This is a genomic window from Rhodanobacter soli (assembly GCF_040548735.1).
In the GTDB taxonomy this organism is placed as follows: domain Bacteria; phylum Pseudomonadota; class Gammaproteobacteria; order Xanthomonadales; family Rhodanobacteraceae; genus Rhodanobacter; species Rhodanobacter soli_A.
Window position 1 is genome coordinate 1,195,188 of the sequence record NZ_JBEPSD010000001.1, and the last position, 15,817, is coordinate 1,211,004.

Here is a 15,817-nt window from a genome sequence, read left to right on the forward strand (position 1 = left end):
CATAAGGTAAGCCGCCACCCCATGCCCATCCAGATCATCCACACCGACATCACCCGCCTGGCGGTGGATGCCATCGTCAACGCGGCGAATCCCAGCCTGCTCGGCGGCGGCGGCGTGGACGGCGCGATCCACCGCGCCGCCGGCCCGGCCCTGCTGCAAGCCTGCCGGGCGCTGCCGGAGATCGCACCCGGCGTACGCTGCCCCACCGGCGAGGCGCGCATCACACCCGGGTTCGCCCTGCCCGCGCGCTGGGTGATCCACACGGTGGGGCCGGTCTGGCATGGCGGTACCCAGGATGAGGCGCAGTTGCTGGAACGTTGCCATCGCAATGCACTGCAGCTGCTGCGCGAGCGGCGGCTGCACACGATCGCGTTCCCGGCAATCAGCTGCGGCGTCTACGGCTACCCCGCCGCGCAAGCCGCCGCGGTGGCGGTGGCTGCGTTGCGTGACGCGCTGGCCACTACGGATGACATCGACGTGACGCTGTGCTGTTTCAGCGACGTCATGCGCGCGGTGTTCCAGCACGCGCTGGACCAGGCGTAGGGCGGGCACTGCCCACCGCTCTTGCGTCACCTCGCAGCAAAAGCCGGCCGGCCCTGCGGCGCCGTCCGTTCAGTGCAGCTTGAACGGATACAGCGGCGCCAGCCCGGACTCCTCGTCGGCAACAGCGGCACGCCAGGCGAAGCCGCGCTTGAACGCTTCGGCCAGGTTCGCGCCGGCATCGTGTGACGGCACGGCAGCGTAGTGGCGTTGCTGCAGGGCTTCGATCGCCGCGCGCTGCGCCGCGTCGCCCAGCGCCACCGACAACTCGCCCAGATGCTGGATCGCCGGCCGCTCCGCGCGTGCCCAAGCCAGCAGGGTGCGCATCTGCGCGGCCGGATCGCTGCCGCGCGCCGCGGCAAGAAAGGCCAGTTGGCCGCTGCGCGCCGAGGTGCGCGCCGCGGCCCGCGGCGTCACCGACGACGCGCGCCGGCGACGCCGCCACAGCCACCAGGCCAGCACGCTGAGCAGCCACAGGCCGAGGCTCGCCAGCGCGATCCAGCGCCATGGCGTAGGTGTCGCCGCGGCCGGGGCGGCGTTGCCGGCGACACCGCTGTCCACCGCCCCGACCGGTGCGGGCGGTGGCGCGGCAGCCGCACCGGCTGCCGGCAGCACGGTGACGCTGTGCGCCGGGATCTGCGCCACTTCCATCTTGTCGGTCAGCACGTTCCACCACTTCAGCGTGGTGGCGGGAATGGTCAGCGTACCGGCGCGTTCGGGCACGATCGCGAACGACTGCTGGCGCCGGCCGATGATCCACTCGCCGTCCTGGCGATTGCCGGTGACCGGCTTGTCCGGATACACCGTGGCGCCGTCCAGCGGCGGCAGGCTCAGCGCCGGCAGCGCCTCGTACGACAGGCCGGTGGCTTGCAGGTTCATGGTGAGGTTGAGCGGCTGGCCGACCCGCGGCGGCGCCTCCTGCGCGGTGGGCCAGCCGTCCAGGCTCAGGCTCAGCTGGCGTGCCGGCAACCACGCGCTGCCGCCCCAGTCGGCGGGCGCCGGTTTCACCTCGATCGTCTGCGCGGGCGCACTGGCGCTGACCGGCACGGTGGCGCCAAAGAAGCTGTTGGGGTCGCGCGGGTCGGCGGCCTCGCCCTGGAAATCCACCGGGGGAATCTCGACCTTCCCGGCGTGCTGCGGAATCAGCGCGTAGCGTTGTTCCAGCACGTGATAGGTCCGCCCGCCGCGCTCCGCATCGTAATTCAGGCCCTTGCCGAGTGCGCTGACTTCCACACCGTCGACTTGTGGCGGCGGCGGCGCGTCGCCGCCGATGCGGTTGGCGTAGTACAGGCGCACCACGTAAGTCAGCTGCTGGCCGACGTAGCCGTGCGCCGGCTCGACCTGCGATTCCATGAAGACGTCGCGCTGCGTGGCGGCGGCCGCGGCCGGGTCCGGCGCCGTCACAGTGAGCTGCAGCGGCGCCGTGCGCTCGCCGCCCACGCTCAGGGCGGGGATCTGCAGCACGCCGACGTGACGGGGCCGCAGCGCTACACCGAAGGTCAGTTCGGAGCTGGCCTTGCCGTTGATCACGCTGAGGCTGTTGTTCTGCGAGGTGCCCAGCAACTGGAAGTCCTGGCTCAGCGCGCGCAGGTCGGGCGCGGCGACGCCGCCGGTGTCGCCCTCCACGCGCACGTTGAGCGTCACCGTCTCGCCCAGCTGCACGTGGTCGCGATCCAGCGTGGCGGTTACCTCGACCGCGCTGGCCAGCGCCGGGACCAGCGCCAGCATCAGCAAACATCCGCTCATGGCATGTCGAAACATCACGGCTGTTGATCCTCGCTCGGTGCGCCGCCGTGGCGCTGCTGGTATTCCAGTTCGAACTTGCGCCGCAGCAGGGCACCGGGATCGTCCGGCACGCGCTGCAGGGCATGGCGCAGGTCGGCCGGCAGCTTCGCCTGCGGATCGTCCTTGGCCAGCGCGCCGAGCTGGTGCTCGGCCTTGCCGTCGCCCGGCTTCGCCAGCGCGGCGTCCATCTGCTGCTTCAACGCCTGCCGTGCCTGTTCCGCTTGCGCCTTCTGCTCGGCCTGCTGCTGCGCGGTCTGCGGTTGGGGTTGATCGGCGCCGCCCTGCTCGGACTTGCCCGGCTGCGATTCGTTCTTGCCGGAGGGATCCTGCGCCTGCGACTTGCCATCCTGGCCTGGCTGGCCGGAGGGCTCGGCATCGTTCGCCGCGGATGACTGATCCTTCGCGTCCTGTTTGCCGCTCTTGCCCTGCTCGCCCTGCGACGACTGGTTCTGCTTGCCGCCGTGGCCCTCGTGTTCCTTCTGGTCCGACGGCTGCTGTTGCTGGCGCAGCCAGTCCTCGACCGCCTGGCGGTTCGCCTTCGCGTCGGCGTTGGCCGGGTCGAGTTGCAGCGCATGGTCGTAGGCCGCGAGCGCCTTCTGGTACGCGCCCTGCTTCGCCAGCGCGTTGCCGAGGTTGTACGCCGCGTCGCCGCCGGGCACCTGCTGCAAGGCCTGCGCCGCGGCGGCGTAGTCGCCGGCACGATACGCCGCCGCGCCGCGCCAGGCGGGGTCGCGCGCGAGCTGTTGCGCCTGCTTCGCGTCGCCCGCGCGCAAGGCCTGCGCGGCCTGCTGATCGCGGCGCTGCCACAGGTCGTGCCACGTCGTCGCCGAGGCCGTACCCGGCCATAACGACGGCAGCACGACCAGAGGCAGCAACAGCAGCCAGCCGCGGCGGAATGCCAGCGCCACGACCAGCAGCAGCGGCAGCAGCAGCCACGCGCCGCGATCCTGCCAGGCGTCGCCGACCTGCCCGTCGGCCAGCGTGGCCTTTGCATTGCGCAGTTGCGCATGCAGCGCGTCGACGTCGCGCTGGTCCGCACTCATCGCCGCGTAGCGACCGCCGCCGGCCGCGGCCAGCGCAGCGAGCGCGGCATCGTCGCGACGGGCCAGCAGCATGCCGCCCTGCGCGTCGCGCAGGAAGCCGCCATCGGGCAACGGCACCGGACCGCCCTGCGGCGTGCCCACGCCAAGCACCGACACCTGCACGCCGGCGGCGTCTGCCTTGTGCGCGGCCGCCTCGGCCGCGGCATCGGCCTGGTCGGTGATCAGCACCAGCGAACCGCCACTGGCCTTGCCGTCGCGGATCAGTTCCACGCCACGCTCGATCGCCGCCGCTGCGTTGTCGCCGTCCACCGGCATGGTGTCCGGCGCCATCGCCTCGAGCAGATCGTCGAGGCTGCGCGCGTCGGAGGTCAGCGGCGCCACCACGAATGCCTCGCCGGCGTAGCCGACCAGCGCGTTGAGTCCGTCCTGGTTGGCGTGCAGCAGGTCGCGCGCCTTGTAGCGCGCGCGATCGAGCCGGCTCGGCGTCACGTCGCGCGCCAGCATGTGCTGCGACAGCGAGATCGCCACTACCTGCGCCGCACGGCTCGCATACAGCGGTTGCTCGACGCGGCTCCAGGTCGGCCCGGCCAAGGCCAGCGTACACAGCGTCCAGCCCAGCGCGAACAGCCACAGCGGCAGGCTGCGGTTGCCGGCGCGCCCGCGCAGCAGATGCGGCAGCAGTTCGGCGTCGACCAGCCGCGACAGTTCCACCTGCGCCACGTTGCGGCGCACGCCGAGCCAGCCCAGCAGCGGCAACAGGAGCAGCGCGGCCAGCCACCACGGCCGCAGGAAATGGAATGGCTGCAGCAATTCGTTCATGCGGGCAGCTCCCGCGTACGCGCGAAGCGACGCGGCACGATCACCAGCAACAGCAACGCGATCGCGGCCAGCAACGGCCAGCGGAACAACTCATGCCGTGGACGCAGCGAGGGCCCGTGCTGCGGCATCGGCTCCAGCGCGTCGATCGCGCGGTAGGCATCGGCCAGCTCGCCGCTGTCGGTGGCACGGAAGAAACGTCCGCCGGTCTGCGTGGCGATGTCGGTGAGCATGTCGGCATCGAGGTCGGCCGACGGATTGACCAGCTGGCTCCCGAAGAAACCGGGGATGCGCATCCGCGTGGCGCCGATGCCGATGGTGTAGATGCGCACGCCGGCCGCCTTCGCCGCGCGCGCCGCGTCGCGTGGCGCGATGCTGCCGGCGTTGTTGACGCCGTCGGTGAGTAGCACCAGCACGCGCGCCTGCTCGGGCAGCGCGGCCAGCCGCTTCACTGCCACCGCGATGGCGTCGCCGATCGCCGTCTCCGTGCCGGCCAGCCCCACCGCCGCACCCTGCAGTTGCGCGCGCACCGCGGTGAGGTCGTAGGTCAGCGGCGTCACCAGGAAGGCCTGGCTGCCGAACAGGATCAGCCCCATCTCGTCGCCGCTGCGGCGGCTGATGAAGTCGCCGGCGATCGCCTCGACCGCGCCGAAGCGGCTGACGTCCTGGCCGGCCAGCTGCATGTCGCCGGTGCGCATGCTGCCGGACAGGTCCACCGCCAGCATCAACGCGCGCCCGCTGCGTTGCTGCGCCTGCGGCGGCCCCACCCATTGCGGCCGCGCCGCCGCAGCGAGCAGGCACAGCCAGGCCAGTGCCAGCAGCCACGGCGCGGCGCCGCGAGCGCGGTTGCTGGCGACCGTAGCCAGTCGCACACCCGGCTGCGGCAGGTGCAGCGCCTGCCCCGGTGCGGCCGGACGCAGCCAGCGGCGCAGCAGCCATGGCAGCGGCAGCAGCACGATCACCCAGGGCCAGGCGAACTCAGGCATCGGCGTGCTCCGTCGCGGAAGGCTTCCAGCTTGCCGGCTTCAACGCCAGTTGCAGCCACGCCTTTACGGCCGTCACGCTGGCTGCATGGTCGAACGATGCGGGTGGACGATAGATCTGCTGGTCCAGCGCCAACAGTTGCTGCAGCGTGGCGGCATCGATCGGTACCCGCGCCAGCGTCTGCCGCCAGGCGTCGCCGCGTTGTCGCGCGGCTCGCGCATCGTGCTGGCGTGCCACCCGGCGCAGCAACTGGTGCAGCGCGCTCGCCAATGCAGGCCCATCGCCGTCGCGCTGATGCTGCCGTGCGAGCCGATCGAGTTCGCGCAGCACCTGTCGGCGCTGGCGAAGCGCGCGACGATGCCGTCGCCACCACCAGAGGCCGGCTAGCAACAGCGCCAGCAGCAGCACGGCGAGCGCCCACCAGCCCGGCGCCGGTGGCCACCAGGGCGGCGCCGGCGGCAGATGGATATCGCGCAGCTGCGGGCCGGGTGATGGCACAGGCGGCAGTCTCATCGCGCCGGCCTCCGCGCACCCAGCAGGCCGCTGACCGCATCGAACGCATCAACCGTGGTGTCGATGCTGTTCCAGCGCAGGCCCAGCGATTGCGCCAGTTCGCCCAACCGGGCCGGACCGGCGCCCAGCGCACGCTGGAAATCGCTGCGTTGGCGCTCGGACTGCAACAGCACTTCACAGCGTTCGCCGGCATGCTCCAGCGGATAGCGCCCCGGCGGGGCCGGCGCCAGTTCCAATGTATCGGCCACCACCAGCACGCTGACGCCGGCGTGCCGGCCCAGGTCGAGCAGGCGCTGCCGTGCCGATGCGTCGCAGCTGAATCCGTCGCTGACCAGCAGCACGCGGCTGGCACCATGCAGCACACGGCTGGCGCGGCCCAGCGCATCGGACAATGGCTCGACTCGATCGGACGCGGGCTGCGCATCCCATTCGGCCAGCGCGCCGCACACCGCCAGGGCACCGCGCGGCCCGGCCTGCGGCCGCAACAACAGGTCGGCGTGGCCGAACGCCATCACCCCGACCCGCTCGCCGGCGCGTACCGCGTACCACGCGGCGGCGGCCGCGGCACGCGCCGCCTGCACCGACTTGAAGCGCGTCCGCGTGCCGAAACGCATGCTGGCGTGGGTATCGAGCACGATCAGAAGACAGCCTTCGCGGTCTTCCTGGAACAGTTTGGTATGCAGCTTGCCGCTGCGCGCGGTGAGCCGCCAGTCGAGCCGGCGCACGTCGTCGCCGGCCTGGTACACGCGCGACTCGGCATAGTCCATGCCGCGGCCGTATAGACGGCTGGACTGCTGGCCGCTGCGCGCGGCACGGCTGAGCAGCGGCGCCATGCGCACACGGCCGACCCGCGCGCGCAGCGCGATCAGTTCGGCCAGCGCAACCTGGCTGCGGCCGTCACCGTCCATACGATGTGGCGCAACGGCGTTCACGGCAGCGGCACGAGATCCAGCAGGCGGTCGATCACCTGGTCCGGCCGCACGCCTTCGGCCTCCGCCTCGTAGCTGAGCAGCACGCGATGGCGCAGCACCTCGTGGGCGATGCCATGCACGTCTTCCGGCAGCACGTAATCGCGACCGGCCAGCCATGCCTGCGCGCGCGAGCAGCGGTCCAGCGCGATGGTGGCGCGCGGACTGCCGCCCCAGGCGATCCAGCGCTTCAGTTCCGAGCCGTAGCGGCCGGCGTCGCGGGTGGCCAGCACCAGCTGGGTCAGGTACTCCTCCAGTGCCGGCGCCATGTGCACCGCCATCGCCGCATCGCGCGCGGCGAACACGTCAGCCTGGCTGAGCAAGGCCGGCGGCGCGGCGACGGGATGGGCACGACGATTGGCCTGCTCGCGTGCCAGCTTGAGGATCGCCAGTTCGGCGGCGGCGTCCGGATAGCCGATCGTCACGTGCATCAGGAAGCGGTCGAGCTGGGCCTCCGGCAGGGTGAACGTGCCTTCCTGCTCGATCGGGTTCTGCGTCGCCATCACCATGAACAGCTCGGGCAACTGCCAGGTGCTGCGACCGACGGTGATCTGCTGCTCGGCCATCGCCTCCAGCAGTGCGGACTGCACCTTGGCCGGCGCACGATTGATCTCGTCGGCCAGGATGATGTTGTGGAACAGCGGGCCGCGCTCGAACTCGAAGCTGCCGGACTGCGGGCGGAACACGTCGGTGCCGGTGAGGTCGGCCGGCAGCAGGTCGGGGGTGAACTGCACGCGATGGAAGTCCGCCTCGATGCGCGCCGCCAACGCCTTCACCGCCGTGGTCTTGGCCAGGCCCGGCGCGCCCTCGACCAGCAGATGACCGTCGGCCAGCAAGGCCACCAGCAGGCAGTCGATCAGGTGCGGCTGGCCGATGATGCATTGCTGCAAGTCATCGCGCAGTTGCACGAACGACTGCTGCAGACGACTCGGCGTTGAAGTTTCGGGCATATCCATGAGCGGGTTCCGTTCTTGACGTGACAGCGGCGCAGCCCGGTGCGCGGCAGGATGCAGCGGACCGGATGGCGTGCTACAGACCATCGGCAACGCAGGAAGTTTAATCGGCCTCCGGCAGCTTGGCCGAAGCACATAAAAAAAGAGGCGGCCGAAGCCGCCCCTTTCACTGCAACCTTGCGCGATTACTGCAACGTGTCGCTGAGGATGCGCGGCGTCACGAAGATCAGCAGCTCGGCCTTGGTATTCGTCCGCGATGTCTTGCGGAACAGTATGCCAATGCCGGGGATGTCGCCCAATCCGGGTACCTTGGTCATGGTGTTGGACTTGTTGATCTCGTAGATACCGCCCAGCACCACGGTCTGCCCGTTGTCGACCAGCACCGAGGTATTGATTTCGCGGGTGTCGATGGTCGGAATCTTGCCGCTTCCGGGTGCATCCACGTAGCCGGCCAGCGCGTCCTTCTTGACGTTGATCATCAGGTAGACCCGGTTGTCGGCAGTGATCGTCGGGGTCACCTTCAGCTCCAGCACGGCGTCCTTGAACTGCACCGTGGCGGTGCCGCTTCCGGCGCCGCTGCCGGCGCTGTTCTGGAACGTGACGTAGCCGATTTCCTGGCCCTGACGAATCACCGCTTCCTGCTGGTTCGCTGTGATCACGCGCGGGCTGGAGATCACTTCGCCGCGACCCTCGGTCTGCGCCGCGGAGAGTTCCAGGTCGATCGCGTAGTTGGCGCCGAGGATGGCCAGACCGAAGGTGCCGGCCGCCGGCGTGACCGGAAGGTTCACGTTGAGGCCACCCGAGGTCACGTTGCCGCCGCCGATACCCGCGGTCAATGCCGGCGTAGCCGTGGCGGCATTCTGGAATTCGGTATTGTTGACCCGGCCGTTGACGCCGAACTTGGCACCCAGCTCGCGGGTGAAATCGTCGCTGGCGACCACGATGCGCGACTCGATCAGCACCTGCTGCACCGGCTTGTCCAGCACCGCGATCAGTTCACGCAGCTGCCTGATCTTCTCCGGCGTATCGTTGAGCAGCAACGTGTTGGTGCGTTCGTCGAACGACACGCTGCCACGCGGCGACAGAAAGCCACGTTGGGTGTTGCCGCCGCCGGCACCACCACCGCCTTGCTTACTGCCACTGGTCAGCAACGTAGCAATAGCGGACGCCTTGCCGTAGCTGATCGGCACGTAGTCGGTGATCAGCTCGGCGGTGTCCTGCGCCTTCAGCTTGGCGTCGGCCACATCCTGCTCGTACTTGGCCAGCTCGGCCTGCGGCGCAACCCACACCACGTTGCCGTTGCGGCGCTTGTCCAGGCTCTTGGCACGCAGGATCACGTCCAGCGCCTGATCCCACGGCACGTTGACCAGGCGCAGGGTGACGCTGCCGCCGACGCTGTCGGAGGCGACCAGGTTGAGGCCGGAGATGTCTGCGATCAGCTGCAGCGCCGAACGTACCGGGATGTCCTGGAAGTTGAAGGTGACGCGCTTGCCGTTGTAGCTCGGCTCCTGGCCCAGCTTGGCCAGCTTGGCGTCTTTGGCGTCGGCTTTCTTCGGCGCCACCTCGACCACGTACTGGTCAGCGGTCTGGTAGGCCGAGGTCTCCACGTCGCCCTTGACCGCGATCTCCATGCGCGCACCACCGCCGTTGCCGGCGCGAGTGACGATGGACTGCACCGGCGTGGCGAAGTCCAGCGTATCCAGGCGTTGGGCGAGGTTGGCCGGCAGGTTCGCGTGGTCGATGGTGACCAGCACCTTGTCGCCCTTGCGGGTCATTTCAGCATTCGCGCCGCTGCCGCTGAAGTTGATCAGCACGCGGCCTTCGCCGTTCGGGCCGCGACGGAAGTCGATGTTGGAGATGGCCGGACCGGCCGATGACGACGGCAGCGCCTTGGTCGGGTCGATCGTGGACGCGGTGGTCACGGACTGGTCCGTGCTGCCGTTGTTGACGGTCAACACCAGGCTGTTGCCTTCGACGCGCGAGCGGTAGCTCGACTCGCGCATCAATTCGACCACCACGCGGGTGCGTCCGCCGGCCGATACGGCGGATACGCCGGAGGTCGAGCCCTTGCCGATGTCCAGGTGTCGGGCCGCCGCGTTGTCAGTGTCGGCAAAGTCGACCGCGATGCGCGGCGGATTGCCGGTAGTGAAGATCTTCGGCTCCGGTACCGGGCCATCGCCGAAGTCCATGTGCAACTCGACGCTGCCGCCAGGCAGCGCGTCGTAGCTGATGTTCTTCAGCGTGGTGGTGGCCGCCATCGCAGCGCTGGCCCAGGTGGCGCCGGCGATCAGCAGGCCCATCAGCATGTAACGGCTCGCATGGCGCATGACACGGCCCCGGACGGATTGGATTTGGTTGGTCATTGCATCAGCCCCTGTCTACCTATTTCGCGTCAAGCGCGATGCTGGCCGGACGTTCCATCCAGCCACCATTACCGTTGGATACCAGCTCGACTAGGTCGATATGGTCTTCGCTGATCGCCGTGATGTGCCCGTAGTTCTGGCCCATGTATTCGTTGACATGGACGCGATGGATCACACCACCCGGGTCCTTGACCAGCACCTCCATGCCCGCACCGGTACCGACCGTGCCGACCATCTTCAGGCTGTCCAGCGCGAACAGCTCCAGCGGCTGCTTGGCGCGGTTGGCGTCGGGTCGCGGGCCGCTGGTGGCGTTGTTGTTGTCCAGCTCGGCCGTGCTCGGGCTGAACGGATCACGCCGATCCTGGTCATCGTACTTGAACGTCTCGAAGGTCTTGATCACCGGCAACGGCTGGATCGGCGCGCCCTTCTTGGCCTTTTCCTGGGCGACCCAGGTGCGCAGGTCGGACATGCCGCGGGTGCAACCGGCCAACACCAGCACGGCACCAAGCATCAGCAGGACACGCGCCACACGGGTTGGCTTGATGGTTGTCAGCTTGTTCATCATTTCGCCCCCCCCGCCTTCTTGCCGGCGCCAGCAGTGGAGCTCTCTTCGTCGTCCAGATAGCGGTAGGTCTTCACGGTGCCCTGCAGGACCAGCTGACCGTTCGAGGTGCCATCGCCCTTGCTGGCCGTTTTTGGCGTCAGCGAGACGTCATGCAGAGTCAGGATCACCACTCGCGGCAGCGAGGCCACGCCACTGATGAACATGCCGAACTGGTGGTAGGTACCGGTGAAGCGCAACGCGATCGGCCTCTCCGCGTAGAAGTCCTTCGGTGTTTCCGCACCGGGCTGGAACAGATCGGTCTCCAGGCCGGCGGACTGTGCGGTCTGCGAGATGTCAGTCAGCAGTTCGGGCATCTCGGTCTTGCTGGGCAACTGGCGCAGCAGCTGACGCAGCATGTCCTGCATCTCGTCGAGTTGCTGTTGCAGCGCCTCCAGGTTGACCGACTTGGCCTGCTTGGTGGAGAACTCCTGCTTGAGCTGGTCCTCCTTGCCGGCCAGCGTCTTCAGGCTGTCCTGCTGGTCACTGACGAAGAAGTACCAGCCCATCAGCAGCACAAAACCCATCAGCAGGGCGGTGAAGAAGATCTTGACCGATTGCGGCCAACCACCGACGTTGTTGCGGTCGAGGTTCTGGAGATCGTTGAAGAAACTCATGATCCGGCACCTCCCGTGGCGGCTGGCACACTCACCGGATGGGCTTCCGGGGTAGCCGTTGTCGCGGGCTTCGCCGGCGAGGTGGCCGCCTTGGCTGCCGCACCAAGCGCCGCCGGCACCGCCGGAGCCGCGCCGGAGCTGGCGCCGGCCGGCAACACCGGGGTCTTGCCGTCGATTTCGTCGGACTTCGGCTTGCTCAGCAGCACGTTCAGGCCGAACACATACGGCATGCGGGTGCCGTTATGCGTGTTTTCGGTCTTGCGCAGATCGGCATGGCCCATCCACGGCGAAGTCTCGATGTTGCGCATGTATTCGGCGACGCTGGCATTGGACTGGGCTACGCCGTCGAGCGACATGGATTGGCCGCTCTGCTTCAGGCCGGACAGGCGCGCGCTGGTGGGAATCGTCTTCACCAGTTCGTCGAACAGATGCACCATCTGCGAGCGGTCGGCCTGCAACTGCTCGATGATCTGCTTGCGTGCGAGCAGATGCTCACGCACCTTTTCCAGGTCCTTGATCTTCGCGATGCGCACGTCGAGTTGCTTGATCTCGGTCTGCAGGTAGGCGTTGCGCTCGTTCTGGTTGTCGATACGCTGGCCCATCCAGAAGACCCACAGCAGCAGCACGCCCAGCGCCACCACGAAGGCGGCAACGAGCTGCATGTAGAACTCGCGCTCGCGCTGCTTGCGCCGCTCGGCGCGCCACGGAAGTAGATTGACGTGTGCCATCAGTCGAAGCTCCTCAAGGCGAGGCCGACCGCAATCATCAATGCGGGAGCGTCCTGCGCCAGCGACTGTGCCTGTACCCGTGGCGACAGCGACATGCGGGCCAGCGGATTGGCGACGATGCAGGGCACGCCGAGCTGCTCTTCCAGCATCGGTCCCAGCCCCTCGATCGAGGCGCAGCCACCGGCCAGCACCACCTGGTCGACCTTGCTGTATTCGCTGCCGGCAAAGAAGAACTGCAGCAGGCGGCTGATCTGCTGGATCAGCGACTCCTTGAAGGGCTCCAGCGCCTCGGTCTCGTAGGACTCGGGCAGGCCACCCTTGCGCTTGGCGCGGCCGGCTTCCTCGTAGGAGAGGCCGAAGCGGCGCATGATCTCGTCGGTCAACTGCTTGCCGCCGAAGACCTGTTCGCGCGAGTAGATCGTGCGCTGGTTGCGCAACACCGACAGCGTGGTCATGGTGGCGCCGATGTCGACCACCGCCACCAGAGCGTCACGACCGACGTTGAGCTGGTCGGCGATCATCGCAAAGGCGTTCTCCATCGCGAACGCCTCGACGTCGATCACCGCGGCGGTGAGGCCGCCCAGATCCAGCGCGGCCACGCGCATGTCGACGTTCTCGGTACGCGAGGCCGCCAGCAGCACGTTGTTCATGTCGGGGTTGTCGCGGACCGGACCGAGCACCTCGTAGTCGAGGCTGACTTCGTCGATCGGGTACGGGATGTACTGGTTCGCCTCGACCTGGATCTGGCCTTCCAGATCATCGTCGGAAAGCTCGGCAGTCATCGGGATGATGCGCGTGATCACGGCCGATCCGGCCACCGCGGCAGCGGCGTGCTTGAGCTTGGAGCCCGAGCGTGCCAGCGCGCGACGGATCGCATCGCCCACCGCCTCGATCTCGACGATGTTCTTCTCGACCACGGCGTTCGGCGGCAACGGCTCGACCGCGTAATGCTCAACGCGATAGCGACCGCCCGCCTGACTTAGCTGCAGCAGCTTGACGGCAGTCGAACTGATGTCGACACCAATCAGCGCCGGCTTCTTCGGTGTAAAGAGCCCCACGGTGTTTCCCCCTTGCCGCTGACGCCCGTAGCCAGAATCCTGGCGGGGTGCGCAATGGCATTAAATCGAAAAAATAACGTAATGGCAACGGTCTACGGGAACTTTCTCATGTGATTGGCGTGATGCCCGCCACATTTAAGGCAAACCCCCTGTTGGCCCGACCCTTGCTTTGGAGGCCGGTTTTTGTATTGGTCGACCGCTGCTCATGTGGGGAATACTCCTACATCTATACTCTGTCATGTTTTGACTCAGGTCTCGCTATCCCCACACCATGCAAATTTTCAAACGCTTGTTGCGCTGGGCTCTGATCCTGGCCTTTTCCGGTTTGCTCCTGGCAATTGTCGCGGTGGGTGTGGCGTATTGGCTGATCGCCCCGAGGCTCCCTTCGGTGGCCGAGTTGAAGAACTATCCGATGCAGGTGCCGCTGCGCGTGCTGAGCGCCGACGGCAAGCTGATCGCCAGTTTCGGCGAGACCCGGCGCATCCCGGTGGACATCGAGAAGGTGCCGGACCGGCTCAAGCATGCCGTGCTGTCGGCCGAGGACGCGGACTTCTACCACCACCCGGGTGTGGACTGGCACGGCATCGTGCGGGCCGGCTGGCATGTCGTGGTGACCGGCGGCGACAAGGGCCCCGGCGGTTCGACGATCACCCAGCAGGTCGCCCGCAACTTCTTCCTGAGCCCGGAAAAGCTGTATTCGCGCAAGCTCACCGAGATCTTCATCGCGCTGCGCATCGAGCACGAACTCACCAAGGACCAGATCCTCGAGCTGTACCTCAACAAGATGTTCCTCGGTCACCGCTCGTACGGCGTGGCCGCGGCCGCCGAGTACTACTACGGCAAGACGCTGGACCAGCTGACCGTGGCCGAATGCGCCCTGATCGCCTCCACCTTCCAGTTGCCGTCGGTGGTCAACCCGATCAACGGACAGAAGCGCGCGATCGCCCGGCGCAACTGGGTGCTGGGCGAAATGCTGCGCCACGACTACATCACCAAGGCCGTGTACGAGCAGGCGATCGCCGAGCCGAACCATGCCTACCCGCATGAGCAGCCGATCGAGGTGGACGCCCCCTACCTCGCCGAGATGGTGCGCCGGCAGGTGCTCGACCGTTTCGGCAACGATGCGCTGACCGAAGGCTACGTGGTCAGGACCACGGTGCAGAGCAGCCGCCAGCAGGCTGCCGTGGAAGCAGTGCGCGACGGGCTGATCGCCTATGACCGCCGGCATGGCTGGCGCGGACCGGAAGCCCACCAGGACCTGCCGGCGGGCGCCGGCGAAGCGGATTTCGACAACCTGCTGGCCAACTACGGCAGCGTCTCCGGCATGCAGCCGGGCATCGTCACGGCCAGTGACGCGAAGCAGGCGACGGTCTACCTGTCCAGCCATGAAAGCGCGATCCTCGACCTGGCCGGGGTCAGCTGGGCGCGCCCGCACATCAATGACGACCGCGTCGGCGCCGCACCGACCCGGGTCGACGGCGTGCTCAAGCGCGGCGACATCATCCGGCTGGCGCGCGACGACAAGGGCGAGTGGCAGCTGGCGCAGATCCCCGCTGCACAGGCCGCGCTGACCTCGATCGAGCCGGAGGACGGTTCGATCCAGGCCCTGGTCGGCGGCTTCAACTTCGTGCGCAGCAAGTTCAACCGGGCCGTGATGGCCGCGCGCCAGCCCGGCTCCAGCTTCAAACCCTACCTGTATTCGGCGGCGTTCGAGCGCGGCTTCACCCCGGCCTCGATCATCAACGACGCGCCGCTCGCCCTGCCCGACCCGTCGCGCCCGAACGGCATCTGGACGCCCTCCAACGATGACGACAAGTTCGCCGGGCCGATGCGCCTGCGCGAAGCGCTGGTGCAATCGAAGAACCTGGTCTCGGTGCGCCTGCTCGATGCCATCGGCGTGCGCTACATGCGCGAATACGCCACCCGTTTCGGCTTCTCGCAGGACGCGATCCCGGCCAACCTGTCGATGGCGCTGGGCACCGCCTCGGTGTCGCCGATGGGCATGGCCCGCGGCTTCGCGGTGTTCGCCAATGGCGGCTACCTGGTCACGCCGTATTTCATCCACGAGATCGACGACCGCAACGGCAAGCCGGTGTACGTGGCCAACCCCGCGCGCGCCTGCCGCAACTGCCAGGAGCGCCTGCTCGACACGCGGCCACCCGGCCCGCCGCCGGCCGAGATGAACCCCACCCCCGCCAACAACCTGGCCAGCGCGTCATCCGTGGCCCCCGCCGAATCCAGCAGCGTCGACGGCGTCGGCGACGCGGTGCTGCCGGCCGACGCGCACGGCGACGGCGCACACCCGCCGGTGCTCGCGCCGCGGGTAATCGAGGCACGCAACGACTACCTGGTGACCTCGCTGATGAAGGACGTGATCCTGCGCGGCACCGGCTCGGCCGCGCGCGCGCTGGGGCGCGACGACCTGGCCGGCAAGACCGGCTCCACCAACGATCACCGCGACGCCTGGTTCGTCGGCTTCAACGGCGACTTGTCGACCGCCGTGTGGATGGGTTTCGACGACTACAGCTCGCTCGGCCGCGGCGAGTTCGGCGCCAAGGCCGCACTGCCGATCTGGATGTCCTACATGGGCAGCGTCCTGAAAGACACGCCGCCGAGTACGTTGCCGATGCCGCCGGGAATCAGTACGGTATTGATCAACCGCTACAGCGGCCTGCCCGCCGCGTCGGGCGATCCGGACGGCATCAACGAGATGTTCAAGGTGGAAGACGTCGACCGCCTGCGCAGCCAGGCCGCCCAGCAGAAGGAGCAGGACCAGCAGCACGCCTACGACATCTTCTGAGCCTTCGACGCAGCTTCCGGCACAAGGAAGCTGCCGGTTACCGATCGA

General features: G+C 68.1%; 13 protein-coding genes. 2 read left to right on the plus strand and 11 right to left on the minus strand.

What is annotated here, in order from left to right; translation table 11 throughout:
- Window positions 1–21: 21 nt before the first annotated feature.
- The gene (locus ABIE04_RS05600) at window positions 22–543 is read left to right on the plus strand and encodes an O-acetyl-ADP-ribose deacetylase (protein ID WP_354547575.1); all 522 of its coding nucleotides are present in this window, start codon (window positions 22–24) and stop codon (window positions 541–543) included.
- 69 nt (window positions 544–612) lie between these two features.
- Here ABIE04_RS05600 and ABIE04_RS05605 read toward each other — a convergent pair whose 3' ends face one another.
- The 11 genes from ABIE04_RS05605 to ABIE04_RS05655 form a co-directional block, all read right to left on the minus strand.
- On the minus strand, window positions 613–2,268 hold the full coding sequence (locus ABIE04_RS05605; RefSeq protein ID WP_354547576.1) for a BatD family protein: 1,656 nt from the start codon (window positions 2,266–2,268) through the stop codon (window positions 613–615).
- 32 nt (window positions 2,269–2,300) lie between these two features.
- On the minus strand, window positions 2,301–4,187 hold the full coding sequence (locus ABIE04_RS05610) for a tetratricopeptide repeat protein (protein WP_354547577.1): 1,887 nt from the start codon (window positions 4,185–4,187) through the stop codon (window positions 2,301–2,303).
- Complete coding sequence (locus ABIE04_RS05615; RefSeq protein WP_354547578.1) at window positions 4,184–5,170, minus strand: VWA domain-containing protein; 987 nt, start codon at window positions 5,168–5,170, stop codon at window positions 4,184–4,186. The genes ABIE04_RS05610 and ABIE04_RS05615 overlap by 4 nt, the downstream gene beginning before the upstream one ends.
- The gene (locus ABIE04_RS05620) at window positions 5,163–5,681 is read right to left on the minus strand and encodes a DUF4381 family protein (RefSeq protein WP_354547579.1); all 519 of its coding nucleotides are present in this window, start codon (window positions 5,679–5,681) and stop codon (window positions 5,163–5,165) included. Before ABIE04_RS05620 ends, ABIE04_RS05615 begins: the two co-directional genes overlap by 8 nt.
- Entirely contained in the window at window positions 5,678–6,613 is a 936-nt protein-coding gene (locus tag ABIE04_RS05625) for a DUF58 domain-containing protein (RefSeq protein ID WP_354547580.1), read from the minus strand. Before ABIE04_RS05625 ends, ABIE04_RS05620 begins: the two co-directional genes overlap by 4 nt.
- Window positions 6,610–7,605 carry an AAA family ATPase gene (locus ABIE04_RS05630; RefSeq protein ID WP_354547581.1) on the minus strand — a complete coding sequence of 332 codons (996 nt, stop codon included), beginning with the start codon at window positions 7,603–7,605 and terminating at the stop codon, window positions 6,610–6,612. The genes ABIE04_RS05625 and ABIE04_RS05630 overlap by 4 nt, the downstream gene beginning before the upstream one ends.
- A 182-nt stretch (window positions 7,606–7,787) precedes the next feature.
- Window positions 7,788–9,929: a type IV pilus secretin PilQ gene (gene pilQ / locus ABIE04_RS05635; protein WP_354547582.1), complete on the minus strand. Its 2,142-nt coding sequence runs from the start codon at window positions 9,927–9,929 to the stop codon at window positions 7,788–7,790.
- Between the two features lie 55 nt (window positions 9,930–9,984).
- Window positions 9,985–10,527: a pilus assembly protein PilP gene (locus ABIE04_RS05640; RefSeq protein ID WP_354547583.1), complete on the minus strand. Its 543-nt coding sequence runs from the start codon at window positions 10,525–10,527 to the stop codon at window positions 9,985–9,987.
- Window positions 10,527–11,183 carry a type 4a pilus biogenesis protein PilO gene (locus tag ABIE04_RS05645; RefSeq protein WP_354547584.1) on the minus strand — a complete coding sequence of 219 codons (657 nt, stop codon included), beginning with the start codon at window positions 11,181–11,183 and terminating at the stop codon, window positions 10,527–10,529. The genes ABIE04_RS05640 and ABIE04_RS05645 overlap by 1 nt, the downstream gene beginning before the upstream one ends.
- Window positions 11,180–11,911 carry a PilN domain-containing protein gene (locus tag ABIE04_RS05650; RefSeq protein WP_354547585.1) on the minus strand — a complete coding sequence of 244 codons (732 nt, stop codon included), beginning with the start codon at window positions 11,909–11,911 and terminating at the stop codon, window positions 11,180–11,182. The genes ABIE04_RS05645 and ABIE04_RS05650 overlap by 4 nt, the downstream gene beginning before the upstream one ends.
- Window positions 11,911–12,969 carry a pilus assembly protein PilM gene (locus tag ABIE04_RS05655; RefSeq protein ID WP_354547586.1) on the minus strand — a complete coding sequence of 353 codons (1,059 nt, stop codon included), beginning with the start codon at window positions 12,967–12,969 and terminating at the stop codon, window positions 11,911–11,913. Before ABIE04_RS05655 ends, ABIE04_RS05650 begins: the two co-directional genes overlap by 1 nt.
- Before the next feature lie 271 nt (window positions 12,970–13,240).
- On the opposite strand from ABIE04_RS05655, the gene ABIE04_RS05660 reads away from it, so the two are divergent.
- Window positions 13,241–15,769, plus strand: coding sequence for a penicillin-binding protein 1A (locus tag ABIE04_RS05660; RefSeq protein ID WP_354547587.1), 2,529 nt, complete (start codon window positions 13,241–13,243; stop codon window positions 15,767–15,769).
- Window positions 15,770–15,817: the final 48 nt, after the last annotated feature.